The 22674-nt window shown below is 52.3% G+C and carries 20 protein-coding genes; 8 read left to right on the top strand and 12 right to left on the bottom strand.

Features of this window, described 5'->3' with window-relative positions; translation table 11 throughout:
• The first annotated feature begins 5 nt into the window (after window positions 1-5).
• From JI62_RS14810 to aldA, 4 genes are all read left to right on the top strand, one after another.
• Window positions 6-485: a TRAP transporter small permease gene (locus JI62_RS14810; protein ID WP_088700876.1), complete on the top strand. Its 480-nt coding sequence runs from the start codon at window positions 6-8 to the stop codon at window positions 483-485.
• Complete coding sequence (locus tag JI62_RS14815; RefSeq protein WP_088700877.1) at window positions 482-1765, top strand: TRAP transporter large permease; 1284 nt, start codon at window positions 482-484, stop codon at window positions 1763-1765. The genes JI62_RS14810 and JI62_RS14815 overlap by 4 nt, the downstream gene beginning before the upstream one ends.
• Window positions 1766-1786: 21 nt before the next feature.
• Window positions 1787-2584: an aldolase/citrate lyase family protein gene (locus JI62_RS14820; RefSeq protein WP_088700878.1), complete on the top strand. Its 798-nt coding sequence runs from the start codon at window positions 1787-1789 to the stop codon at window positions 2582-2584.
• Window positions 2585-2692: 108 nt separating this feature from the next.
• Window positions 2693-4129: an aldehyde dehydrogenase gene (gene aldA / locus JI62_RS14825; RefSeq protein WP_088700879.1), complete on the top strand. Its 1437-nt coding sequence runs from the start codon at window positions 2693-2695 to the stop codon at window positions 4127-4129.
• Window positions 4130-4180: 51 nt separating this feature from the next.
• On the opposite strand, the gene JI62_RS14830 is transcribed toward aldA, so the two are convergent.
• Window positions 4181-4429: a hypothetical protein gene (locus JI62_RS14830; RefSeq protein WP_088700880.1), complete on the bottom strand. Its 249-nt coding sequence runs from the start codon at window positions 4427-4429 to the stop codon at window positions 4181-4183.
• Between the two features lie 336 nt (window positions 4430-4765).
• Window positions 4766-5479 (bottom strand): response regulator transcription factor, encoded by a 714-nt coding sequence (locus JI62_RS14835; protein WP_088700881.1) that lies wholly within the window; start codon window positions 5477-5479, stop codon window positions 4766-4768.
• Between the two features lie 169 nt (window positions 5480-5648).
• On the opposite strand from JI62_RS14835, the gene JI62_RS14840 reads away from it, so the two are divergent.
• Both JI62_RS14840 and JI62_RS14845 read left to right on the top strand, forming a co-directional pair.
• Window positions 5649-6167: a molybdopterin-dependent oxidoreductase gene (locus JI62_RS14840; protein WP_170938565.1), complete on the top strand. Its 519-nt coding sequence runs from the start codon at window positions 5649-5651 to the stop codon at window positions 6165-6167.
• Window positions 6168-6185: 18 nt separating this feature from the next.
• A complete protein-coding gene (locus JI62_RS14845; RefSeq protein ID WP_088700882.1) occupies window positions 6186-8429 on the top strand; it encodes an ATP-binding protein in 2244 nt (747 codons plus the stop codon).
• On the opposite strand, the gene JI62_RS14850 is transcribed toward JI62_RS14845, so the two are convergent.
• The 9 genes from JI62_RS14850 to JI62_RS14890 form a co-directional block, all read right to left on the bottom strand.
• Entirely contained in the window at window positions 8354-9601 is a 1248-nt protein-coding gene (locus JI62_RS14850; protein ID WP_088700883.1) for an EAL domain-containing response regulator, read from the bottom strand. The two genes, JI62_RS14845 and JI62_RS14850, sit on opposite strands and share 76 nt — an antisense overlap.
• A gap of 145 nt (window positions 9602-9746) precedes the next feature.
• Complete coding sequence (locus JI62_RS14855; RefSeq protein ID WP_088700884.1) at window positions 9747-11423, bottom strand: methyl-accepting chemotaxis protein; 1677 nt, start codon at window positions 11421-11423, stop codon at window positions 9747-9749.
• Between the two features lie 167 nt (window positions 11424-11590).
• The gene (locus tag JI62_RS14860) at window positions 11591-13444 is read right to left on the bottom strand and encodes an ABC transporter ATP-binding protein (protein ID WP_088700885.1); all 1854 of its coding nucleotides are present in this window, start codon (window positions 13442-13444) and stop codon (window positions 11591-11593) included.
• A 129-nt stretch (window positions 13445-13573) separates the two neighbouring features.
• A complete protein-coding gene (locus JI62_RS14865; protein ID WP_088700886.1) occupies window positions 13574-15181 on the bottom strand; it encodes a gamma-glutamyltransferase family protein in 1608 nt (535 codons plus the stop codon).
• A 46-nt stretch (window positions 15182-15227) separates the two neighbouring features.
• Window positions 15228-16742 (bottom strand): tripartite tricarboxylate transporter permease, encoded by a 1515-nt coding sequence (locus JI62_RS14870; protein WP_088700887.1) that lies wholly within the window; start codon window positions 16740-16742, stop codon window positions 15228-15230.
• A gap of 13 nt (window positions 16743-16755) precedes the next feature.
• Window positions 16756-17226 (bottom strand): tripartite tricarboxylate transporter TctB family protein, encoded by a 471-nt coding sequence (locus tag JI62_RS14875; protein WP_088700888.1) that lies wholly within the window; start codon window positions 17224-17226, stop codon window positions 16756-16758.
• A gap of 56 nt (window positions 17227-17282) precedes the next feature.
• A complete protein-coding gene (locus JI62_RS14880; protein ID WP_088700889.1) occupies window positions 17283-18263 on the bottom strand; it encodes a Bug family tripartite tricarboxylate transporter substrate binding protein in 981 nt (326 codons plus the stop codon).
• 123 nt (window positions 18264-18386) lie between these two features.
• A complete protein-coding gene (locus JI62_RS14885; RefSeq protein WP_088700890.1) occupies window positions 18387-18917 on the bottom strand; it encodes a chromate transporter in 531 nt (176 codons plus the stop codon).
• Window positions 18914-19483 (bottom strand): chromate transporter, encoded by a 570-nt coding sequence (locus tag JI62_RS14890; RefSeq protein ID WP_088700891.1) that lies wholly within the window; start codon window positions 19481-19483, stop codon window positions 18914-18916. Before JI62_RS14890 ends, JI62_RS14885 begins: the two co-directional genes overlap by 4 nt.
• 179 nt (window positions 19484-19662) lie before the next feature.
• Here JI62_RS14890 and JI62_RS14895 point away from each other — a divergent pair, with 179 nt between their 5' ends.
• Window positions 19663-20340 carry a GntR family transcriptional regulator gene (locus tag JI62_RS14895; protein ID WP_088700892.1) on the top strand — a complete coding sequence of 226 codons (678 nt, stop codon included), beginning with the start codon at window positions 19663-19665 and terminating at the stop codon, window positions 20338-20340.
• Window positions 20341-20415: 75 nt separating this feature from the next.
• Entirely contained in the window at window positions 20416-20970 is a 555-nt protein-coding gene (locus tag JI62_RS14900; RefSeq protein WP_088700893.1) for a DUF1415 domain-containing protein, read from the top strand.
• On the opposite strand, the gene JI62_RS14905 is transcribed toward JI62_RS14900, so the two are convergent.
• Complete coding sequence (locus JI62_RS14905; RefSeq protein WP_088700894.1) at window positions 20967-22622, bottom strand: sensor domain-containing diguanylate cyclase; 1656 nt, start codon at window positions 22620-22622, stop codon at window positions 20967-20969. The genes JI62_RS14900 and JI62_RS14905 overlap by 4 nt on opposite strands.
• Between the last annotated feature and the right edge of the window lie 52 nt (window positions 22623-22674).

Genomic DNA, 22674 nt, shown 5'->3' on the forward strand with positions numbered 1-22674 from the left:
CGCAAATGCGTCGTTATCTGGATAATGCATTTGCCACCCTTGGCGCCATGACCGTCGCCATCTTTGCGGCGATCATGGCGTTGATTTTCATACAGGTCATCAACCGATTTCTCCTGGGGCTGCCACTTTTCTGGACAGAAGAAGTGGTGAGGATGCTACTGGTTTGGTTGGTACTTATGGGAACCCCTGTGGTGGTTTACAAATGCGATGACATAAAGGTGGAGCTGTTTCGGTTTAACAACGATCGCTTTGAAAGGATAAGGCGTTTCGTGGTAGCAGCCATCTCAATCATTTTCTGTGCCGTTTTAGCCTATTGGGGGTACCTATTCACACTACGCGCTTTGGGCACCATGCAACCCTCGTTGGGTATTTCTAGGGCTTGGCTGTATGCACCCATCCCCATTGGGGGTGTGCTGACGATCCTTGCTTTCATTGTTCGTCGTGATGAAGTGAAAAAAGTATCAGGCGTAGAGGAGCTACTATGATCGTTGCCTTAATGTTTGGATTATTTACAGCTCTTCTAGCTTTTGGCGTGCCCATCGCCTTCGCCATGGGGCTTAGTGCTGTTGCTGTACTGGTCATTGATGGCGGGGTACCGCTTCTGGTGTTGCCTCAGCGCTTTTTCAGCTCTTTGGATAGCTTTCCCTTACTGGCCATCCCGCTCTACATCTTTGCCGGTAATCTAATGAATTACGGTGGTATCACTTCGGCAATCGTTGGCTTTTCACGCTCACTAGTGGGTCATATAAGGGGCGGGTTAGGTCAGGTGAATATCATGACGAGCGTGCTGTTCTCGGGAATCTCCGGTTCGGCTTCGGCAGATGTGGCTGCGGTCGGAGGAATGATGATTCCGGCAATGAAAAAGGAGGGCTACAAGCCAGAATGGGCGGTAGTGATTACTGCCGCTTCGGCAATCTTGGGGCCCATTATTCCACCTAGCCTACTCATGGTGATCTATGGGGCCATGACGGGGCTCTCCATTGGCACGCTGTTTTTGGCCGGTATCGTTCCAGGCCTGTTTCTCGCCATGATCATGATGGCACTGGTTTACTGGAAAGCTGATGAGATCGGCGCACCTCGTCACCTCAGAGCCAGCCTGGGCGAAACCGGCAAGGTGTTTTTGAAAGCAGCACCCGCGATGGTGATGCCGGTGATCATTGTAGGGGGTATCCAGAGTGGTTTATTCACGCCTACCGAGGCAGGCATTGTGGCCGTTGCCTATGGGCTCGGTTTTGGTCTGCTTTCTCATCGCCTGAATGTCAAAAATACCTACCGCTTCGCCCTTCAGTCGGTGGTTACCTCAGCGAGCATTCTGATCATCCTCGGCAGTGCCGCTTTGTTTAGTTGGATCATTGCCCGAGAGGGTGTACCCGCCACATTAGCTACTTGGCTTTCTAGTATCACCAGCGAGCCAGCTATCGTACTGCTGCTTATCGTGCTGGTACTGATCCTAGTCGGCATGTTTATCGAAACAATTTCAGCGCTAATCTTGATGGTGCCGATACTGACACCTATTGCCCAAATGTTCGGGTTCGACATGATCCACTTTTCAGTCGTGGTCATTATTGCGCTGCTTTTAGGTTCGCTGACGCCACCAGTGGCTTTAATCGTTCTATTGGGGTGCAAGATCGCTGAGGTTGATTACATGAAGACAATGCGCCCACTCGTGCCTTTCTTTATGGTTCTCGTTATTGGGTTGCTATGCATCATGTATTTACCCTTCTTAACACTTGGCTTACCTGGCCTGCTTGGGGCTTTTGACTAGTACCACTGGAGTGTAACGACGATGGAAATGCCCGTTAATACATTTAAAAGCGCACTGGCTAAAAGTGACCCCATGTGGGGTTGCTGGGCTGGTTTTGCGACTGGTTATGCCGCTGAAATAGTGGCGAGCACTGGTTTTGATTGGTTACTGATTGATGGTGAGCATGCCCCCAATACGGTGCCGACTATTTTGGCTCAACTACAGGCAGTGGCGCCCTATTCAGCGGCGCCGGTGGTTCGCAGCGTTAACCAGGACGCTGCGTTGATCAAACAACTACTCGACATTGGCGTTCAGACACTGATGGTGCCCATGGTGGAAAGCGGTGATCAAGCTGCGGCCCTGGTACGTGCTACCCGCTATCCCCCCAATGGCATCCGTGGCGTTGGTGGCGGACTAGTGCGGGCAACGCGCTGGGATGGCGTGGATGACTACCTAAAGAAGGCGCATGAGTCGCTTTGCCTAATCGTGCAAGTTGAATCCCCTAAGGGCGTTGAGCAGGCAGAGGCGATTGCAACAACTGATGGCGTTGATGCGGTCTTTATTGGCCCGGCGGATCTCTCGGTAGGAATGGGACATCCAGGCAATCCAGGGCACCCAGACGTTCAAAAAGCTATTGAGAAGGTGATTAAAACGGTACAGGCGGTGGGTAAGCCGGTGGGAATCCTGGCGCCGCTTGAAGGTGACGCACGCCGCTACCAGGCACTTGGCTGCCAGTTTATTGCGGTGGGGATCGATATTAGCCTTCTTCGCCAGGGCGCGCTGGCAACCGTTGCGCGTTACAAGGGACAAGCGGCAAGCCAGGCATCCAGTACTTATTAACTCAATGTTTGTCAGTAATAAACATTTCTTAATCCGACACTTATCACTTTAGCTCTTCCCAACAGGTGGTCTCGTTGAGGCCAATATAATGACAATAGGAGTACTAAGATGACACAGCCAACTATTTATCAAAACTATATCAACGGCGCATTTGAAGCGTCCCAGCAGCACCTGGAAGTATTTAACCCTGCCAACCAGACATTACTATCGCGTGTTCCCGCCTCAAGTGCAGACGATGTCGAACGAGCGTTAGATGCTGCGCGTGGAGCGCAAAAAAGTTGGGCAGCGACGCCTGCCGTTGAGCGTGCGGCTTTTCTACATCGTTTAGCCAATAAACTGCGTGATAACGTTGCCCGTTTGGCACGTACGATTACGGAAGAGCAGGGAAAAATCAGTGGGTTGGCAGAAGTTGAAGTGAATTTTACCGCCGACTATTTGGATTATATGGCCGAGTGGGGGCGTCGCATTGAAGGTGAAATCATTCAAAGCGACCGCCCTAAAGAGAGCATTTTTCTTTTCCGTAAGCCGCTTGGAGTGGTGGCGGGTATTTTGCCTTGGAACTTCCCGTTCTTCCTGATCGCACGTAAGATGGCGCCGGCATTGGTCACGGGTAATACCATCGTGATTAAGCCCAGCGAAGAAACACCCAATAACTGTTTTGAGTTCGCCCGTCTGCTAGATGAAGTGGGGTTGCCAAAAGGTGTCTTCAACGTGGTGAGCGGCACGGGCGCTGAAGCGGGCAACGCCCTTACCGCTAGCCAGCAGGTCGATATGATTAGCTTTACGGGCAGCGTGGAAACGGGTTCACGCATTATGGCCAACGCCGCTAACAATATCACCAAGCTCAACCTGGAGTTGGGTGGTAAAGCCCCCGCTATTGTGCTGGATGATGCGGATCTTGACCTAGCGGTGAAAGCGATCCGCAGTTCACGGATTATCAATACCGGGCAGGTATGCAATTGTGCCGAACGCGTTTACGTTCAGCGGGGCGTTGCGGATGAGTTTATTGCGCGTATTGCTAAAGCGATGGAATCCACCCGCTATGGTGATCCGCTAGCGGATAGTGATGTTGAGATGGGTCCCATGATCAACCGAGCAGGCCTGGATAAAGTGGCCCAAATGGTAGAAACCGCTCGTGGGAATGGGGCTGAGTTGATTACCGGCGGTAATGTCGCGGATCTGGGGGCCGGCTTCCACTATCAGCCGACGGTGCTGGCGGGCTGTCGCCAAGACATGGCCATTATGCGCCAGGAGATTTTTGGCCCGGTTCTGCCCATTCAAATCATCGATACCCTTGATGAAGCTATAGCACTGGCCAATGATTGTGAATATGGCCTTACCTCATCGATTTATACCCGGAGTCTTAATAACGCAATGCAGGCCTGCCGTGAGCTTGATTTTGGTGAGACCTATATCAACCGAGAGAACTTTGAAGCTATGCAAGGCTTCCACGCTGGCGTACGAAAGTCAGGTATTGGCGGGGCGGATGGTAAGCACGGTCTTTATGAATATACCCATAGCCATGTGGTGTATCTAGAGGGCTAATAATGGCTTGCAGCGAAACGCCCCGGCCACTTCCTGTGACCGGGGCGTCGGCTACGCCAAACTACTCCCGCAGTGGGGACATTTCTCGTAGGCGTCGCGGGTTTCAGCCTGAAGGCGCTGGTTGCGCTGGCTTGGCTCCTCTACGCCGTGAATGGATACTAGCTGGCCCTGCTCCCAGCGTAGGCCAATATCTTTCAACAGGTGCGGGTCATGAAAGCGCGGATCTTCGTAAAAGCGCCGCTGGTTACGATAGTGAGTGAAAGCGCTGAGTAGTTTGCGGGTCATTGTTGCGATTGCCATGGGGCGGTCTCCTGGGTTAGGAGGCCGGGCAACATCGCGATCAGGGAGTCTCAAAGGTAACGATAAAACAACATGGCCGCGACACCTGCCGCGGCCAGTTTTCTCATTACATCTCTGGCGCGCGACAACAACAAGCTGATACCGCATTATTAATAATGCGATGCAGCTTATTCATTCGTGTCGCGGGGATTTGCCAGCGCATGATGAGGTCTCTGAGAATTATTACGTTAAGAAAATTACGTTAATCAAATTCTGGTTAATAAAACCAAGCTTCCTTTTAAAGGCAGCTTTTATCTTTTAACCGATGCTTATATGAGCGTCAAGTCTAGATGCCATCTAGTTAGCGACTTGTGCTATAGAGGTGGTTTGGCAGGTCTCCATGCGATACCCCGACTGGTAAACGCTGCGAAGACGCAGGCCGTGCCGTCCATCCAACTCCAACTTACGACGTAGGCGGCTTACATGGGTATCTACGGTTCGCGTTGAAACGTCCCCTTTGATACCCCATACCAACTCTAATAAATGCGCACGGGTAATCAGTTCACCGATTTTTGAGAAGAAGAGCGCCGCTAATCGATACTCACGCTCGGTTAAATCAACGGCGTTGCCCGCAACACTGATGTAGTGCTCTTCGGTGTGCAGAGTAAAGGTCTCTGGGCAAGCGGGAGCTGGGCGAGGAGTGGTATATCCGGATCGTCTACCTAGTGCGCTTACTCTGGCAATAAGCTCACTGGGGCGCAGGGGTTTCGCAAGGAAATCGTCGGCACCCTGTTCGAGCGCTTTAACGACGTCGTCTTCACCCTGGCTAGCGGTAATAAACAGGATTGGCCCGCGCCAGCTGTCATGTTGGCGCAGGTGGGCAACCACATCCATGCCGTCACTGTCGGGCAACCACCAGTCGATAATCAAAAAATCAAATGATCGTTGCTGGGTCGCGCGACGCAGCTCGTTGGCGCGGGTAAATAAAGAAACCTGATGGCCTGCCGTGAGTAGACACTGCTCAATAAAAGCCTGCTGATCAATATCATCTTCAAGTACGCCAATATGCATGGTGATCCCCTGTATTACCGTCTTATAAGCGTCACACGCGTAGTAGCTACAAACTCATGCGTTAAGTTTAGTTGATGATGGTGCGTTGACACAAAGGTTCACAGTTTGTCCGCAGACGGCCGATATATACTGCTTGCACTCTTTATCGCTCATACCGAGGTGCAGCTTAATGCGTGGTTCTTTGGTTTCTAAAAGCAAGGTTTTAATCGCCGCAGTGGGGCTTGCCTTGCTGTCGCCGCCCCTGGCTAGTGCGCTGGAAGTACCTGAAGGCCCGGTGATATTGGTAGTGAGTGGAAAGGTGGGGCAGACTAATGTGGGTGACGAAGCCCATTTTGATAAAGCGATGCTAGCAAGCTTAGGGCAGCACGAAACGATTACCCGTACGCCCTGGCACGACGGCGTGATTGGCTTCTCAGGCCCCTTGGTGCGAACTATTCTGGAAGCCGCCGATGCCGAGGGGGAGAATATTCGTGTGGTAGCGTTGAATGAGTACGCCGCGACAGTGCCCGTCAGTGATTTTGAGGATTATGATGTCATTCTTGCCATGCAGGCAAACGGTCAAGCGCTGCGAGTTCGTGACCAGGGGCCACTGTTTGTCATTTACCCTTTTGACCAGCACCCCGAGTTGCTAAATGAAGAGATATTTTCGCGCTCTGTGTGGCAGGTGGCGCGCATCGACGTTAAATAAAATAATCGGACAATTGCCATGCTGGCCTTATTGAAATTCTATTTTTCCCGCAGCACCAGGGTCGCTACATTTTCAGCGATCCTTTTTTTTCTTTCAGCGCTAACCACCGGTGGGGTTATTTATAACCGTCAGCATGCGCTGGAGAATCGGTTGCTCGAAAACTTGTTATGGGCCGGGTATCAGTTTGATCGAGAGGTGCGCGAATTGCGCCTCTCACTGTTCGAAACGGGTGCTGGAAACGCGACGGTTGATGACGTGTTGCTGCGTTTTGAAATTCTCTTCAGCCGACAGTCACTTTTTTTTCAAGGTGAAATAGGAAAAATCGTGGCGAAACTTGAGGCTGTTGAGAAGATCTTTCAGCAAACTCAAACCCACATTTTAGAGATGGAAATCCTACTCGAAGCGGTATGGAACGACCCTGCTCAGTTAAATAGCGAATTAACGGCTACTCTCCTGCAACAAACGGCTGAACTACAGCAACTCACCAGCAATATTTTGAACGAAACTAACGCCCATGTTTCCCAGATGCACAGTGAGGAACACCGCACACTGACGCGTCTTTACGGGTTGGTGCTGTTGCTTATTGTATTGTTAATGTTTTCAGGTGGCATGCTGGTTCGCGCGCTGATTTTGGAAAGCCGTTCAAGTGATTACAAGGCACAGGCATTAGAAGCCAAAGGTAAAGAGCTTAACGAGGCCGCCAAGCAAGCAGAGAAAGCGAGCCTGGCAAAATCTGAGTTTATGGCGGTGATGAGCCATGAAATTAGAACCCCATTAAATGGCGTCGTAGGTATGGCGGATTTGTTAAGCGAGGAGGTTAAAACAACAAGTGCGAAGACTTATCTCGCGGCGCTTAAGCGCAGCGCAGAGAGCCTACGCGCGGTGATCAACGATATTCTCGACTACACCAAAATTGAGTCGGGGCGCCTCGATCTGGATCTCCAGCCGTTTGATCTCCACCAATGCATCGACCAGCTTTGTGAAAGCTATACTCTCCGCGAACCGAAGGCCCAGGTTGCTTTTAGTTATGTAATTGACCCCGCTTTACCCCGTTATGTGATGGGCGATATCGCTCGGCTGCGCCAAGTCATCATGAACTTACTTAATAACGCCTTGAAGTTCACAGAAGAGGGATTTGTTAAGTGCCAGGTAAAACCTCTTGGAGACGATAATATTTTAGTGGAGGTGCACGATACTGGCTGTGGTATCACGGAAGCGGATCAAGCGCAGCTCTTCTCGGCGTTCTCGCAAGTGGATACCTCCATGTCGCGTCGTCACGAAGGCACCGGGCTTGGGCTCGCAATCTGTAAGCGCTTAGTCGATGCCATGCAGGGCGAGATAGGTGTTAATAGCCAGCAGGGGCTCGGCAGTCGATTCTGGTTCACCGTCAGCCTGCCGGAAACCGAACCTTTGACCATTTACCAAAGCGGGGAACACCTGCCAGCAATGACCCCCCATCACCATATCTTGGTGGTAGAAGATAATCCGCTTAATCAAACGGTGGCACGGGTCATGCTTGAGCGCCTTGGTCAGCAGGTGACGGTTGCAGAGAACGGTCAGGAGGCGCTTGATCAGTTGAAAGCTGACCATGGTCGATTTGACTTGGTGTTAATGGATATGCAGATGCCCAAGCTGGATGGCACCGAAACCACTCAACGCTGGCGCGATTATGAAGCTGTGCATCAACTGCCTAAGCTGCCTGTAGTGGCGATGACCGCCAATGTGATGCCTGAGCACCGCGAGCGCTGCATGCAAAGCGGTATGGACGATATGATCCATAAGCCTTTTACCCGCGATGAGTTGCATCAGGTGATCTGCCGCTATATCTCAAACGACGAAAGCATGGATTCTGTCAGCATTCGCGCTGCTGCTCCTGCTAAAAAAACTGAATTGCTGGGCGATAGCGCCGGGGCAGTGCAAGTTCTCGATAAGCGTCTCTGCGAAGAGCTGCAAAGTACCTTTGAACCCAAGGCATTGGATGCGCTGCTAACTACGTTTTTAACGCGCCTTGATGAGCGTATCTCTCGTCTTAACGTCTACTGGCAATCTGAGAACCGCCAAGCCTTGGGTCAAGAGGCGCATTCGTTGAAAGGGGCTGCGTCTTCTCTCGGCTGCTCAGCCATTGCTGAGCAAGCGAGCCAGTTGGAACAAACAGCGTTAACAGCTCCCATGGAAGAACTCGGCATTTACGTGGAACGATTGGCGGTACTGCAAGCCTCGACACAGCAGGCGTTACGGCGAGCAAGCATGCTCTCATTCTGAGCCGTCATTGCATGGGTTTGTGAACGCTCACACATCCAGGCGCTAAAGGCAGCCGCGGTGAGTGGCCGAGAAATGAAGTACCCCTGGCCGACTGCGCAACCCGCTTCGACCAAAATGGCGTGTTGTGCTGCTGTTTCGATCCCTTCGGTGACTACCGTCAGCCCAAGGCGTTTGCCTAAGTCGATAATCGATTCTGTAATCACCAGTGCATCCTGATCCTGGTCGATCAGTGAGACAAAGCTACGGTCAATTTTAAGCTCGCTGAAAGGCAGCCGATAGAGCTGTGTCAGTGATGAGTGACCGGTACCAAAATCATCTAACGCCAGTTTGCAGCCCCGTTGCCGCAACGCTTTGAGCACGTAGCAAGCGTAGCTCAAACACTCAACCCCGACCGTTTCGGTGAGCTCCAGGGTGATCTTGCTAAGAACAGCCTGGTGCTCTTGGGTGAGTTGATCAAACACTTCCAGAACGCCCTCTGCCTGAATAAAGGCCGCCGGTATATTAATCGAGATGTTTAAGTCCCACCCTTGCGACAGCCACTGGGCTTGTTGCTTCATGGCAAGCTCAATAACGTACCAAGTTAGCGGTAGAATCAGACCGTTTTGCTCTGCTAGAGGAATAAAGCTATTGGGGTAGAGCACGCCACGTTGAGGATCTTGCCAGCGAACCAGTGCTTCAACGCCAATGACCTGACCTTGTTGAGTGCCTTGCTGGAGGTTTATTTGGGGTTGAAAAGCTAGAAATAGCTGTTGTTCACGTATGGCCTTCGCCAATTCATCGCCTGTAGGCGCTTTGGGCGCTTTTTTTAATGGCCCAAGGAATGTCGTTAGACCGGTGAGCAGCTTGGATTTAGATAGGAAACCTAGCATTTTCAAGCTTTTTGCTTCACCTGCTGCAAGAGCATGAGCGGCAGTTTCTTCCGTGCAACTACTAATTAATAAAATTGAAGCGTTTAAGCGTAAATCATACAAATATTCCAGAATATCAAAGCTGGTAAACTCACCTAGATCGATATCAAGCAAGATCAGCTCGACATTGAGCAGGTCAGGTTGGCGCACCAGCTCGCCCAAACTACTTGCCGTCATCACCTGATAACCGTGCTGGCGTAATAGCATTCTGCCCAAGAGTTGGACGTTACAATCATCATCAATAATTAAAGCATCAGACAGCATACGTGTACCTTTGATGATTACGATGAGCGGCTGTGGTTAGACAAAGCGCTTGCTAAAATGGATACGCATTATATAAGTCGGTAATAAACCTTCCTTGGGCTCAGCGTAAGCCCAAGGAAGCATCAAGAACTCTAAGGGAGATCGCTTAGAATGACTCCCACTCAGGTTGCTGTGAGCTCGGCATACGACGCGGGGCAGCAGGCGTAGGCGAGGGCTTATTCGTCGTAGAGGCAAGGGCTGCTTTAGTAAGGGCTGGTTGCTGGTGGGTATTACTGAGCTTGAACGCCCCCACTAGCACACCCAGCCGGTCGGCTTGCTCTCTTAGCTCCGCCGCGGCAGCGCTGGACTCTTCCACCATGGAGGCATTGTGTTGGGTCATACTATCCAACTCGTTGACCGCGTCGTTGACTTGCCCTATACCCACACTCTGCTCTTTTGCACCGGCGCTAATTTCGGCAATTACATCGGCTACGCGCTCGATGCTTTTCACCATCTCCTGCATAGTGACGCCAACTTGCTTCACCTGGTCAACACCGGATTTTGTGCGACTTAATGAGGTATTGATCAGCGTGGCAATATTTTTGGACGCATCACTGGAGCGGCTGGCCAAGATACGTACCTCTTGGGCGACCACCGCAAAGCCACGACCATGCTCACCTGCGCGGGCGGCCTCTACCGATGCATTCAGCGCCAGGATATTGGTTTGAAAAGCAATACTGTCAATTAGGCTGACGATATTACTGATTTCAGATGACGAGTCATTAATGGTATCCATGGTTTGCTCAACGCTGTGCATGGAGTGCAAGCCCTGCTGAGCGAGGTCGCGGGTTGAAAGCGCCAGTTGGTCGGCCTGCTGGGCAGAGTCAGAGGCGTTGTTGACCACCGCCGCAATTTCCTCCATTGAAGCAGAGGTCTGCTGTAAATTCGCAGCAGCTTGTTCTGTGCGTGTTGCAAGCTCCTGACTGCCTTTAGCAATTTCATTTGAGGCATGCTGTAGACTAACAGTACTGCTGCTAACTGACTGTAGCGTATCGTCAATACGTTTAATGAAGGCGTCGAACTGTTGTGCCAACTCACCAATTTCATCACGGCGTTGGCTCTCAATCCGCGCGGTTAAATCGCCATCACCTTCGGTGATCTCCTTAATACGCCCACTGATTTGACGGATAGCGCGAGACATCATTAGCGGCCCTAATAGCGCAATCAGTGTCGCCACAATAAAAATAATTAATGCAATTATAATAGTGGATGTTTGCTGTACTTGAATTCTATCAACCACAGCTGCTTCCGCTTGATTAATAGCTGTCTCAATATTCATTCCTGACACATCATATACATCGCGTAGTGCATTAAAGTTATCTAGTGATGAGCCGGAAAGTGTTGTTAGTGCTGCTGCTGTATTGCCGTTTTGATGCAGCTCAAAAACACGTGTTGCCTCTTGTTGCCAATCGCTATACAACGTTTCAAAGTTGGCTAGTTGCGTGGTTAACTCTGGGTAGTCCCGCATATATTCGGCATAGCGATGCATGCGATCGTAAGCCTGTTGTGAATTCTCTTTGAATTCAGCGATTAGCTCCGGTGCGCGCTCTGTGCCTGGGTCTGCTAATAGATACTCGATCTCAGCTACACGAGCTTGGTACAGGTCTCTATCGGCATTGAGTACAGTGGAGCTAGCAGGAATATAATTTTTAATAAACGTGTCTAGCCGACCCTTTACCATGTTAACGAGCAGTGCGTCGGCGACCACAATAGCCAGTAGTGCTAACGCAACGCTGATAAAGGCAAGAGCATATTTCACTTTTATCTGATGAAGACGGTTCATATGTGTCACTCCTGTTGTAGTGTAAAACCATGAGAGCACATTACCTTTAAAGCATTAGAAGGGTCGACAGATTTATAAGACCTGTGACGTTTGTTCACGTTCGGCTTTTAATTAGCAGGGTAATGATTTGAGCATAGTTATAATAAGAATTATTAACTTTGAAGTGGCTATTTATAACCCGCCGCCTGGAGTTGAAATAGTTTTGCATAGCGCCCCGCAGTGGCCAGGAGTTCTTCATGGGTGCCGCGTTCAATAATATGTCCTTGATCAATAACCAGAATGAGATCAGCGCTGCGTACTGTGGAAAAGCGATGGGAGATCAAAATCGCCATTTTATCGCGGCTGTGCTCGCGAAAGCGGGCAAATATTTCGGCTTCTGCGGCGGCATCCATGGCGGCGGTGGGTTCATCCAGCACCAAGATGTCAGCATTTTCGCGCATATAAGCCCTTGAGAGAGCAATTTTTTGCCACTGGCCGCCGGAGAGCTCCTGACCATTTTTAAACCAGCGGCCAAGCTGGGTTTGGTAGCCGCTGGCCATGTTGGTAATAAACGCATCCGCCATGCCGTGACGGGCGGCATTCTGCCAACGTTCTTGGTCGTTAAAAGCATAGGTATCGCCGACGCCAAGGTTCTCGCCCACCTGCAATTGATAGCGTACGAAGTCCTGAAAAATAACGCCGGTGCGTTCGCGTAGTGCTTGGGTACTCCAATCCCGCAGGTCGCTACCATCTAACAGAATTCGCCCCTGAGTAGGGTGATAGAGCCGTGTGAGCAGTTTGATCAGGGTAGTCTTACCTGAGCCATTCTCGCCAACTAAGGCCAGGCTCTGCCCAGGGCAGAGGTGCAGCGAGATATCGTGAAGCACATCAGCGCCGCCAGGGTAGGAGAAGCTAACATGCTCAAAGCGTAGGCCGTCGCCAGGTAGTACACCCTGGGTGAGTGTGCCGTTCTCGCTCTCTACCGGTTGCTCTAGATACTCGTAAAGGTTCGACAGATAGAGGTTGTCCTCGTACATGCCGCTGATCGCGGTCAGGCTGGCGGATAGGGCGGCTTGGCCCTGTTTAAACACCATGAGGTACATGGTCATCTGTCCCAGGGTAAGTACCCCGGCAATCGTTTCAATGACCACCCAGGCGTAGGCGGCATAAAAGGTTAACGTGCCCAGTAGGCCGAGCAGAAACCCCCAGCTCTCTCGGCGCAGCGTTAGACGACGATCCTCAGCAAAAAGCTGGGTAAAAATATCCCGGTAGCGCTTAAGAAAGAGTCCTTCAAGGCCAAACAGCTTGACCTCTTTAATGCTATCTTCCCTTGCCAGCACCGTCTCTAAATAGATCTGCATACGGGTTTGCGGTGAGCGCCAGCGAAACAGCCGAAAGGCATCGCCCGAGAATTTGGCCTCTGAGATAAATACCGGCAGGGCACCGGCCACCAAGATCAGTAGCGCCCAGGGGGAAAACTGCACCAGTAGCACGGCGAAGCTACCCAGCGAGATAGCATTTTGCAGCAAGCCGAAGGTTTTATTCACCAGCGCAAGCGGGCGCGTAGACGCTTCACGTCGCGCTCGGGTGAGCTGGTCGTAAAGCTCAGAGTCTTCAAACTGGCTGAGTGACAGCTGGCCGGCTTTCTCCAGGATCATCACATTGACCTTCTGCCCCAGCAGCGCACGCAGCAGCGACTGCTGGGCTGCAAGGCCCCGCTGAGCCAGAGCAATAAACCCAATAATCACGGCCTCAATACCCACTAGCGTTAGCACCGGCGTAATGGACGCTAGCAGGTTGGGATCAGTGGCTGCCTGGTGGGCCTCCATGGCACTCACTACCCCATCCACAATCAGTTGCCCCACCCAGGCGGCCACGGCAGGCAGAACCCCAGCGACCAGGGTACACAGTGCCAAGCCAAGCATCATCCAACGAGAGGTTTCCCAGACTAAGCCAAGTGCGCGACGGCTATAACGAAATACACCAAAAAAGCCGCTTAGCGGTGAGGATGAGGAGGTTTGAGAAGAGGGCGGCGGTGACATAGTGAAAAAGGCAGAACTCTAATAAAAAAAGAGCAGCCATAATGCGGTGATTGAGAGGAGATAGCCAGCTAACAACCGCCGGTTGCCTTCAACGGCAACACGGCGGAAAGTCAGTTTAGTGGATAGGCGTTACCAGGGAAGCACAGCCCCATCGGTGCGTGGTTCGGTGCCGCCTTGGAGTACCCCGGTGTCAGGATGACGAAGAATGATTTGGCCACGGCCAAAGCTGATTGAGTCGGCGACTTTGACGATGTCGTGGCCGCGGCGTGCCAAGGCCAGTGCTAAGTGATTGGGGAAATCGGCCTCAACTTCGATGGTTTTGCCTTTGGTCCATTTCCAACGGGGCATATCCAGCGCCGCTTGAGGATTCAGTTGATCCTCAAGCATGGCCGTTACCACCTGCACATGGCCCTGGGGCTGCATATAGCCCCCCATCACGCCAAACGGCCCAACGGCTTGGTTATCTTTGGTGATAAAGCCAGGGATGATGGTGTGGTAGGTGCGTTTGCCAGGTGCCAGTGCATTAGGGTGTTGTGGATCCAAGGAGAACGACCAGCCGCGGTTTTGCAGGCTGATGCCGGTTCCTGGCACCACCATGCCCGAACCAAAGCCTTTGAAATTACTCTGAATCAGCGACACCATATTGCCTTCGCTGTCAGCTGTTGCAAGATACACCGTGCCGCCTTTAATTGGATTGCCGTGTACCGGATCGACCGCCTGTTCGCCAATCAGCGCTGCTCGCGCTTTCAAATAGTCGTCGTCCAACATTTGATCAATCGTAGGGCGCATCGCGCCTAGATCGGTAACGTGCGCGAAGCCATCCACGTAGGCCAGTTTGGTGGCTTCGATACGGCGGTGAAGTGTTTCAACCGGGTCGGAACCCTCTGCGCCTAAGTGCTCAAGCATACCCAGCGCTTGCAGCACTATCATGCCACTGCCGTTGGGGGGGATCTCCCAAATATCGTGGCCTTTGTAGCGAACGCTAATCGGATCTACCCACTCCGGTTGGTAAGCAGCCAGATCTTCTTTGCTTAGCAGCCCGCCATGTTCCCGGGAGAAGGTGTCGATGGCTTCGGCCAGCTCGCCTTCGTAAAATGCTTTAGCGTGGGTGTCAGCAATGGCTTTTAGGCTTTTTGCATGGCCTTCAGAGCGCCATAGCTCACCCGCCTCAGGCGCTCGACCTTCGGGGGCAAAGGTATCAAACCAAGGTTTGAAAGAGGCATCGTTATAGGCTGAATAGGTATTGAAAGCCTCCTTCCACATTTGATGAATAACGGGAGAGACGGGAAAACCTTCATCGGCCAGCGCAATGGCAGGCGCTAGCAGTTCAGCGAATGGCAGCTTGCCGAAGCGCTCAGAGAGCGCCGCCCAGGCAGCGGGGGCTCCAGGAACTGTGACAGGCAGCATACCGTGATTGGGCACTGCATCATGGCCGAGTGCTTTCAGCGCTTCAATGGTCGCCGCTTGTGGCGCAGGGCCACTGGCATTAAGGCCATGTAGCTTGCCGTCGACCCAGACAATTGCAAAGGCATCGCTGCCGATCCCATTGGAGGTGGGTTCGACCACCGTTAGCGCCGCCGCTGTCGCAATGGCGGCATCAATGGCGTTACCTCCTTGCTGCAGTATGTTAATACCCACTTGTGCCGCTAATGGCTGGGAGGTGGCGACCATGCCACGTTTACCGAAGGTGGCCATCCGGCGCGAGGCGCTGGGATAATAGAGTGCATCTTGTTGCATGCCAGAGTTCCTTTTGAACGGAGTTGTCAAATAGCCTAGTAATGTCCTAAATGTTTTCCCGCTGAGCGGCATTTTTTAACCGCTGAATCTTGCGATCCTGATAGAGCGAAAACAAAATCGAAGCGACGGCTAATGCCAGGAAAAGCGCAGAGAGAGGCCGGGTTAAAAACGTCAACCAGCTTTCGTTAAGCTCTAGGGCGCGGAATAGCTGACGCTCAAGGTTGTCGCCAAGTACCACACCGAGTATCAGAGGCGTTAGAGGAACGTCTGCTTTCCACAGCAGGTAGCCGATGATGCCGAAGATAAACAGCACCCAAATATCAAACAGGTTGTTATTCAGGGCGTAAGCGCCAATGGCGCACAGCATTAGTACGACGGGAACGAGGATCTGTTGGGGGATTAACGATATTTTGGCGAACCAGCGCACTAGCAGCAGGTTGCAAAGCACCATGACGACCGCACCGATGAGCAGGCTGGTATAAATAGCACCCACTAATACGGGGTTCTGCTCAAACATCATGGGCCCCGGCGTAATGCCGTGCAGAATTAGTACACCCATCATGATCGCCATCGGCAAATCGCCCGGTATGCCCAAGGCAAGCGTGGGCACAAAAGCGCCGCCCGCCACCGCACTGTTGGAGGCTTCAGAAGCCACAATGCCACTCGGCGTACCGGTACCAAACTCTTCCGGATGTCGGGAGAATTTTTTCGCTTGGTCGTAACTCAAGAAGTTGGCAACGGTGCCGCCGGTGCCAGGGAGCGCCCCCACTAAGCTGCCAATCAGCGATGAGCGAAGGGTATTGAGCTTTTGCCCCGCCATATCTTTGAGTATCAGGCCGTAGGGAATGGTGACATTGGTATCGATTTTTTTTGCGTCGCTTTTCTCATCCTTCAGCTTTTCGATATTGCCAAGCAGTTGTGAGAAGGCAAAGATGCCGATCATCACGGGCAGGATTTCAAACCCAGAGCCCATTGCAGGTAGGCCAAAGTCAAAGCGCAGGTTGCTGTTGCGGTCATAGCCAACGGTGGTGACCAAGAGGCCTAACGCCGCGGCCATCAGCCCTTTGAGCAGCGCGCCACTTGAAAGCCCGGCTACCAGCGTCAGGGCGAAAACGATTAATGCGGTGATTTCCCAAGGGCGGAAGTTCATGCTGAAACGGGCAATCAGTGGGCCGAAAAAGACCAGCACTGCCACGCTGATCAGCGTACCTAGAAAAGACGATGCAACGCCGATGCCCAAGGCGCGGCCAGGTTCGCCTTTTTGTGCCATTGGATAGCCATCATAAACGGTGGTAATCGATGAGGGCGTGCCAGGTATACCCAGCATGACGCCAGACACAATACCGCCAGAGTAGCCACCCACAAACACACCGACCATCAGCGATACGCCGCTTACCGGATCCATGGCAAACGTGAACGGGAAGACCACCAAGATAGCCATGGTGACGGTAAAACCAGGAATACTCCCGCCAACAATCCCAAACAGTACGCCAATGATGATCAAGCCCAAGACCGATGGCGTGCCGACCTCAGCGAGCGCTTGGAGAAAAAAGTTGGTCATTATTTACTCCAGGTTAAGGCAGCCAAACATTCAGGCCATAGCGGAAAACGATAAATATCACGATAGCTAAGGTGCCGCTAAGAGTGAGATTAATCATCCATTTACGTCGCGTATCGATGCCCAACAGTAGTGCCAGAGAAGCGACCAGGAAGCCTATGGTGGCTGCGATATACCCCACCACTGGAAGTAAGGCGGCATAGAGCCCAAACAGTAGAAACAGAGCGAGTGTGGTGCGTCGGCTTTGAAACCAATCAGTAATGAGCTGTATTGCGCCAGGTCGTTCAGGCACGTTTACCCATAAGGAACGCACTAAAATCAGCAGTGATAACAACCCAACAACGACTAATAAAATACGGGGGAAAAGCGCTGACCCATAAGGCTGCCAGCTGGTCGGCGGACGAATATCACCCGACTCCATCCACATGACAGCCACCATTAAGAGCAGCGCCAGCGCCAGGGCGCGGTCTTTAGTTAGCGTAAGCATTAGCGATGCCTCCGGCAGCTCTAGCCCCCGTATTAACGAGAGCTAGAGCGTGCGCCTCAGTTCTGGAAGTCGATGTTCTCAGCAGCGGCTGATAGTGCTGACTCGTTTTCATCAAGAAACGCTTGGTAATCGTCACCGGCCAGAAAGCGAACAACAGAGCCAAATTCATTTTCTATACGGCTCTGTACTTCTTCATTTTCCAGTGCTTGGCGATAGGCATCAGCAATGGTATCGATCACTTCCGGAGGCGTGCCTTTAGGCGCGAAAATGCCGCGACTGGTCGAGTGATCCATCTCGATGCCTTGCTCACGCAAGGTAGCTACATCGGGCATGCTTTCGAGACGTTCTGGATGAGCGATGCCGAGCGCGCGGAAGGTGCCATCTTCAAAAAACGCACCGCCAGAGGGCAGGTTAAACATCGCGAAATCAACTTCTTCCGCCATCAAGGCCGATACCTGTTCTCCCGTATCGGGATAGCCAACTAGACGCACATCGGCCATATCAATGCCCGCCTCCTGAAAGAACTGTGCCCAGAAGAAGTGATCCGTGGAGCTGGGGATCATGCTGAAACGCACTTGGCCTGGATGTTCACTGACGTAGTCAGCGATTTCGTCAGCGCTCTGCACGGGGTGATTGGCATGTGCAGTGGGAATGTTGATGGTTTGGGTCAGCAGCGCGATAGGTTCGAAGGCATCAAACGAGTAGTCGACGGTGCCCGCTAGCTTTGAAAGTGCAATGGTGTCGTGGCTGCCAAGCAGCGTGTAGCCATCGGGATCAGCATCTTTGACGTTGCGTGAACCCAACGTCGCCCCAGCGCCTGCCATATTGACGGGTACGATGGACTCGCCTAGCGTTTTCTCAGCTTCCTGGGAAATCAACCGGAACAGGATGTCCGTTGCTCCCCCGGGCCCGTAAGGGATGATTAAGCGAATATCCTGCTCCGGATAGTCCGCTTGTGCGGTGGTGGCCATTGCCAAACTAGACGCAAGTCCGATGGCGGCGAGGGTAGTGCTTAGAGTAAGTGTTGAACGCGTCATTCTTATACACCTTTATGTTTTGAGGTTGGTGTTGTGGGATGCCGCCCTTACTGCAGCGGCGTGGTGAGCGCGTGATCCGTTATCGGACTCTTGTTATTTGATGAATGCACCTGCCAATTAGCGTTAGCCCAGGAAGAAGCCTCCATAAACCAAGGCGCCCATAACCACAAAGGCGGGGTGCGTTTTGAAGCGGATCAATGCAATAGCGGCGACTACGCCAATGATCAGGGTGTGAATCGTCCCGCTGGTGTCCAAACTTTCGAGCAGAAAGCCCAGGGTTAGCCAGGCCATCATCATGGCGATGACCGGGCGCACCCACTGGCTCATACGCTTAACCCTGGGAGAGTCGCGATGGCGGTAGAGCAGCCCCAAGGCACCCAGCATTAGCAGCAGTGTAGGAATCACCGTGGCGGCTACGGCGATGAAAGCGCCGCCAATGCCCGCTACTTCATAGCCCACGTAGCCGGCCATTTTGGTAGCGATAGGGCTAGGCAGGGCGTTACCCAAGGCTAATGTTTCGGCGAAGGTTTGCGCGGTCATCCAGCCATAACGGCCCACCACTTCCGCCTCAATCAGTGGAATAATGGCCGGGCCACCGCCGTAACCGATAATGTTGGGAATAAAAAACGCTAAGAAGAGCTCCCAGTAAATCACGCTGCCCCCTCCGCTTTTTTCTTGCCAGCAGGACGCAGCAGGGCGGCAACGAGAATGGCGCCGATCACCCAGCCTGGGTGTAGGCCGAGCCAGTAGATTAGCCCGGCGGCAATAATGGCCATGGCAATGCTAACCAGCCAGCCAAGCGCGGCCTGGGATTTATCAAAAAAGTCCCAAGTGAGTTGCGCCATCATCACCATGACTACTGGCACCACGGCTTGGCCCATGCCGCGAATCCATGCTACATCGCGGTAGCGGCTGAAAATGCCTAACATGACAATCATCGCTACAATCATTGGCACGATAATGGCAATGACGGCGGCGATGCAGCCTGTTACACCCCCCACTCGGTAGCCAATGTAGCCGGGCATTTTGGTGGCAATGGGGCCCGGTAGGGTATTGCCAATCGCCAGCACGTCGGCGAACTCTTCATCGGTTAGCCAGTGGTGACGGGTGACGACCTCGGCCCGTACTAAGGGAATCATGGCGGGGCCGCCACCAAAACCGAAGATGCCAATGCGGAAGAAGGCCCAGAATAGTTGCCAGGAGACAGTAGGTGGTTTCATGGGCGCATATCCCCCACAGCCGACGAAGGGAGCAAAATCATACTCTAGCCTTATTTATCGTTTGTAGATTAAAAAATCGATTATTTTGTCTAAAATAGAATATAGGTAGTGCCTGATCCAACGTCAACAGCGAAAAATAGAATGGACAGCGGGAGCTGAGATGAATAAAGGACATCGCCATGAGTAATTCTTTACCGACGCCAGCAGGGCCAGCAGGTACTGCATCAAGTCGTGTGTTTGATCATTTACGTAAAGATTTGGTGGGCGGGCGTTTTGTCGCTGGCGAAAAGCTCGCGATCAATGCGCTTAAAGATCGCTACCAAGTCGGTTTGAGTCCGCTAAGAGAAGCGCTCAATAAATTGGCGGCTTATGGGTTGCTGGTGCAGGAGAATCAGCGCGGTTTTCGGGTACCGAAGTTGTCCCGGGATGAACTGGACGATATTGCCCAGATGCGTTTGGAAATGGAGGGAATGGCGCTTGAGCGGGCGATTGCTAAGGGTGACTCGCTTTGGGAAGCTGACCTGTTAGCCGCTGCGCACCGCCTGAAACGGGCTGATATAACCCTGGATAAAGGCGAGGAGTGGGAACACCTGCATACCCAGTTTCATCGTACCTTGGTGGCGCCCTGTGGGTCAGTGTGGCTATTACGTTTTATTGAACAGTTACACGATCAGTTTGATCGCTATCGTCGTTTGGGCCCCAAAATGCCGACGATACGTCAAGAGCTGGACGAGCAGCACCATCAGCTTGTGGAGCTGGCGCTACAGCGCGATGCTAAAGCAGCGCGTGCATTAATGGACGACCATATCCATAAATCTTATGAGGTTGCCTTGAAGCGCTATCAAGAGCACGTGTAGTTGGTCATGAACAGTTGGTAAACTGCTGCGCACAGGGTGTCGGTCATCACCGACCCGATCAGTAAAGAGGGTGCTATGCACGCAGATAACCAAATAGTTGCGCAAACGTTGAATTGGGTGCGCACCTTCATTGTGGCTCACGACATTTGCCCGTTCGCTCAACGTGAGCTAGCGCGTGACACCATCCGCGTTGAGGTAGTGCGCTCCAAGAAAATCGAAGTGGCACTGGAGGAACTGATGGTCGAAGTCCAGTGGCTGGATGAACATCCAGAAACAGAAACCACGCTGCTGGTATTCCCAACGCTCTTCAAAAGCTTTGATCACTACCTGGATTTTGTTGAGCTGGCAGAAAGTATTCTTGTCGACCAGGGGTATGAAGGGGTCTATCAGCTCGCCACTTTTCATCCGGATTACTGCTTCGACGGGGCTGAGCCCGATGACGCCTCTAACTATACCAATCGCTCTCCCTACGCCATGGTGCATCTGCTACGTGAAGAGAGTGTCGAAAAGGCGATTGAGTTTTACGGTGATACCGACGCTATTCCCGAGCGCAATATTGCCAAGTTGACGGCCATGGGCAGCGAAGCCGCTGAGCAGCAGTTGCAGCACTGTTTTGATGTGAATAGCTAAGGCTTATGAATCACGAGCTGATGCTTGCCTTTGTTTTTAGCCGCATATAGGGCGCTATCGGCAAGTTGTAGCACCGTTTCAATATGCAGGCCGTGGTGTGGCCACCAAGCGGCGCCCAAACTACAGCCCACATGGGCGCGCTTATTTTCGGGTAATAAAATCGGTTGGGCGATAGCCGTAAGTAAACGCCTACTCACTTCGTGGGTAAGCATTTCCAAGTACTCCTGCTTGGTTTTGAGCACCATGACGAATTCATCGCCACCCAGGCGCGCCACCACATCGCCACTGCGCAGGGCGTTTTTCAGGCGCTGGGTTATCTCAATAAGCAACAGATCCCCCGCATGGTGACCCAGTTCATCATTGACCCGTTTGAAACCATCCAGATCGATATACATGACCACCATGCTTTGCTGGTTTCTTTCCGCTTCTGGAATGGCCAACTGTAGGTATTGATTCAGAAAGGCGCGATTGGGAAGCCCCGTTAGTGGGTCGGTATTGGCTAGATCCTCTAAGCGGTTGATCGTTTGACGCTGATCCAGTAGCCGACTGACCATGTTACGCATGGAGGTCGATAGGCGCTTCATTTCAGGAGAGCCGTTTTCCAGAGGAATACAGTCGGCTTGCTCGCCCTCCTGTATTTGATCGGCGGCACTGGCTAAGCGGGTGAGAGGAGTCACCATTCGAGAGGCAATCGCCCAACCAATCATTGCAAACAGCAGCGCCAGTAGAATACCGATGCCCATAATGGCTGCCTGTAGCTGCTCCATAGGGGCAAAAGCGATAGAGACCGGTTTTCGGCTAATCGCTATCCAGCCTAATCCAGGAAAGTCCTCGTAGCCGTCGCTTCGAGCGTAGCCTGTAACAAATTGTTCACCATTGGGCCAGGTTTCAATAGCCCATTGCGGTGATGTGGTAGCGGGGCCGGGTAGATGATCCAGGCTGGCTAATGATTGTCCCATGAGCGTTTCTGGGCCCAGCAAGACGGTACCATCAGTTGAAAGCAGTAGCATCTCGGTATCTTGACGCTGCTTAGTAGGTGAAAACATTGAATGCTGAATATATTCTGCCCATTCCCAGCTTAAATGTACCGCCAGAACGCCCTGGAGCTCCCTATTGCGGTCATACACCGGGGTGGCAATATCGACGAACTTCAGCGCTTCACCACTGGGGTTAGGCAGCAGTTGTGCGAGAAGCACTGCCTCATGAACATCGCCGATCCAAAGCGCTTTGCGCCCTTCAATAAATACGGGTCTTTGCGCTATTGAAACACCTTCTAAAATTCCTCCTGTCGCTGCTTGAACAGTCCCTTCCGGGTCAGTAAAGCCAATCCACGACACAACGTCATGATTGTCTTGCAATCGTTCTAGCTGCCCCCGTAGCGCGCCAGGGCGCGTGTCATTAGTGAGTGCCTGCATACCCAATAGGAGTTTGACCTCCTTAATGCGTGCATCCATATTGCGCTCTAGCTTATCCACCATTTGATAGGCCGCTTCTGCAGTCGCCGTACCAATGCTAGCTTCCATTTGCTGCGCTGATTCACGAGATGCCACCCAGCCAAGTAACAGCGTAGTGGCAAACACCAACGTTGCAATTAGTGCGCTAAACCGTGAGCGTAGTGAGAAGCGCGAGAATAACCAGGTATGAACAGACATTATTATTAGCCATCACCGATAAGAGGAACTGCTTATTAACGTATTGTCATTA

The sequence above is a fragment of the Halomonas campaniensis genome (genome assembly GCF_002211105.1).
GTDB classification, from domain to species: domain Bacteria; phylum Pseudomonadota; class Gammaproteobacteria; order Pseudomonadales; family Halomonadaceae; genus Vreelandella; species Vreelandella campaniensis_A.

What these genes read in the sequence shown, in the direction of transcription:
- JI62_RS14810 (WP_088700876.1), top strand. Translation starts at nt 6, where the DNA reads ATGCGTCGTTATCTGGATAATGCATTTGCCACCCTTGGCGCCATGACC.
- JI62_RS14835 (WP_088700881.1), bottom strand. Translation starts at nt 5,479, where the DNA reads ATGCATATTGGCGTACTTGAAGATGATATTGATCAGCAGGCTTTTATT.
- JI62_RS14820 (WP_088700878.1), top strand. Translation starts at nt 1,787, where the DNA reads ATGGAAATGCCCGTTAATACATTTAAAAGCGCACTGGCTAAAAGTGAC.
- JI62_RS14905 (WP_088700894.1), bottom strand. Translation starts at nt 22,622, where the DNA reads ATGTCTGTTCATACCTGGTTATTCTCGCGCTTCTCACTACGCTCACGG.
- JI62_RS14895 (WP_088700892.1), top strand. Translation starts at nt 19,663, where the DNA reads ATGAGTAATTCTTTACCGACGCCAGCAGGGCCAGCAGGTACTGCATCA.
- JI62_RS14900 (WP_088700893.1), top strand. Translation starts at nt 20,416, where the DNA reads ATGCACGCAGATAACCAAATAGTTGCGCAAACGTTGAATTGGGTGCGC.
- aldA (WP_088700879.1), top strand. Translation starts at nt 2,693, where the DNA reads ATGACACAGCCAACTATTTATCAAAACTATATCAACGGCGCATTTGAA.
- JI62_RS14815 (WP_088700877.1), top strand. Translation starts at nt 482, where the DNA reads ATGATCGTTGCCTTAATGTTTGGATTATTTACAGCTCTTCTAGCTTTT.
- JI62_RS14830 (WP_088700880.1), bottom strand. Translation starts at nt 4,429, where the DNA reads ATGGCAATCGCAACAATGACCCGCAAACTACTCAGCGCTTTCACTCAC.
- JI62_RS14845 (WP_088700882.1), top strand. Translation starts at nt 6,186, where the DNA reads ATGCTGGCCTTATTGAAATTCTATTTTTCCCGCAGCACCAGGGTCGCT.
- JI62_RS14850 (WP_088700883.1), bottom strand. Translation starts at nt 9,601, where the DNA reads ATGCTGTCTGATGCTTTAATTATTGATGATGATTGTAACGTCCAACTC.
- JI62_RS14890 (WP_088700891.1), bottom strand. Translation starts at nt 19,483, where the DNA reads ATGAAACCACCTACTGTCTCCTGGCAACTATTCTGGGCCTTCTTCCGC.
- JI62_RS14880 (WP_088700889.1), bottom strand. Translation starts at nt 18,263, where the DNA reads ATGACGCGTTCAACACTTACTCTAAGCACTACCCTCGCCGCCATCGGA.
- JI62_RS14860 (WP_088700885.1), bottom strand. Translation starts at nt 13,444, where the DNA reads ATGTCACCGCCGCCCTCTTCTCAAACCTCCTCATCCTCACCGCTAAGC.
- JI62_RS14865 (WP_088700886.1), bottom strand. Translation starts at nt 15,181, where the DNA reads ATGCAACAAGATGCACTCTATTATCCCAGCGCCTCGCGCCGGATGGCC.
- JI62_RS14870 (WP_088700887.1), bottom strand. Translation starts at nt 16,742, where the DNA reads ATGACCAACTTTTTTCTCCAAGCGCTCGCTGAGGTCGGCACGCCATCG.
- JI62_RS14855 (WP_088700884.1), bottom strand. Translation starts at nt 11,423, where the DNA reads ATGAACCGTCTTCATCAGATAAAAGTGAAATATGCTCTTGCCTTTATC.
- JI62_RS14840 (WP_170938565.1), top strand. Translation starts at nt 5,649, where the DNA reads ATGCGTGGTTCTTTGGTTTCTAAAAGCAAGGTTTTAATCGCCGCAGTG.
- JI62_RS14875 (WP_088700888.1), bottom strand. Translation starts at nt 17,226, where the DNA reads ATGCTTACGCTAACTAAAGACCGCGCCCTGGCGCTGGCGCTGCTCTTA.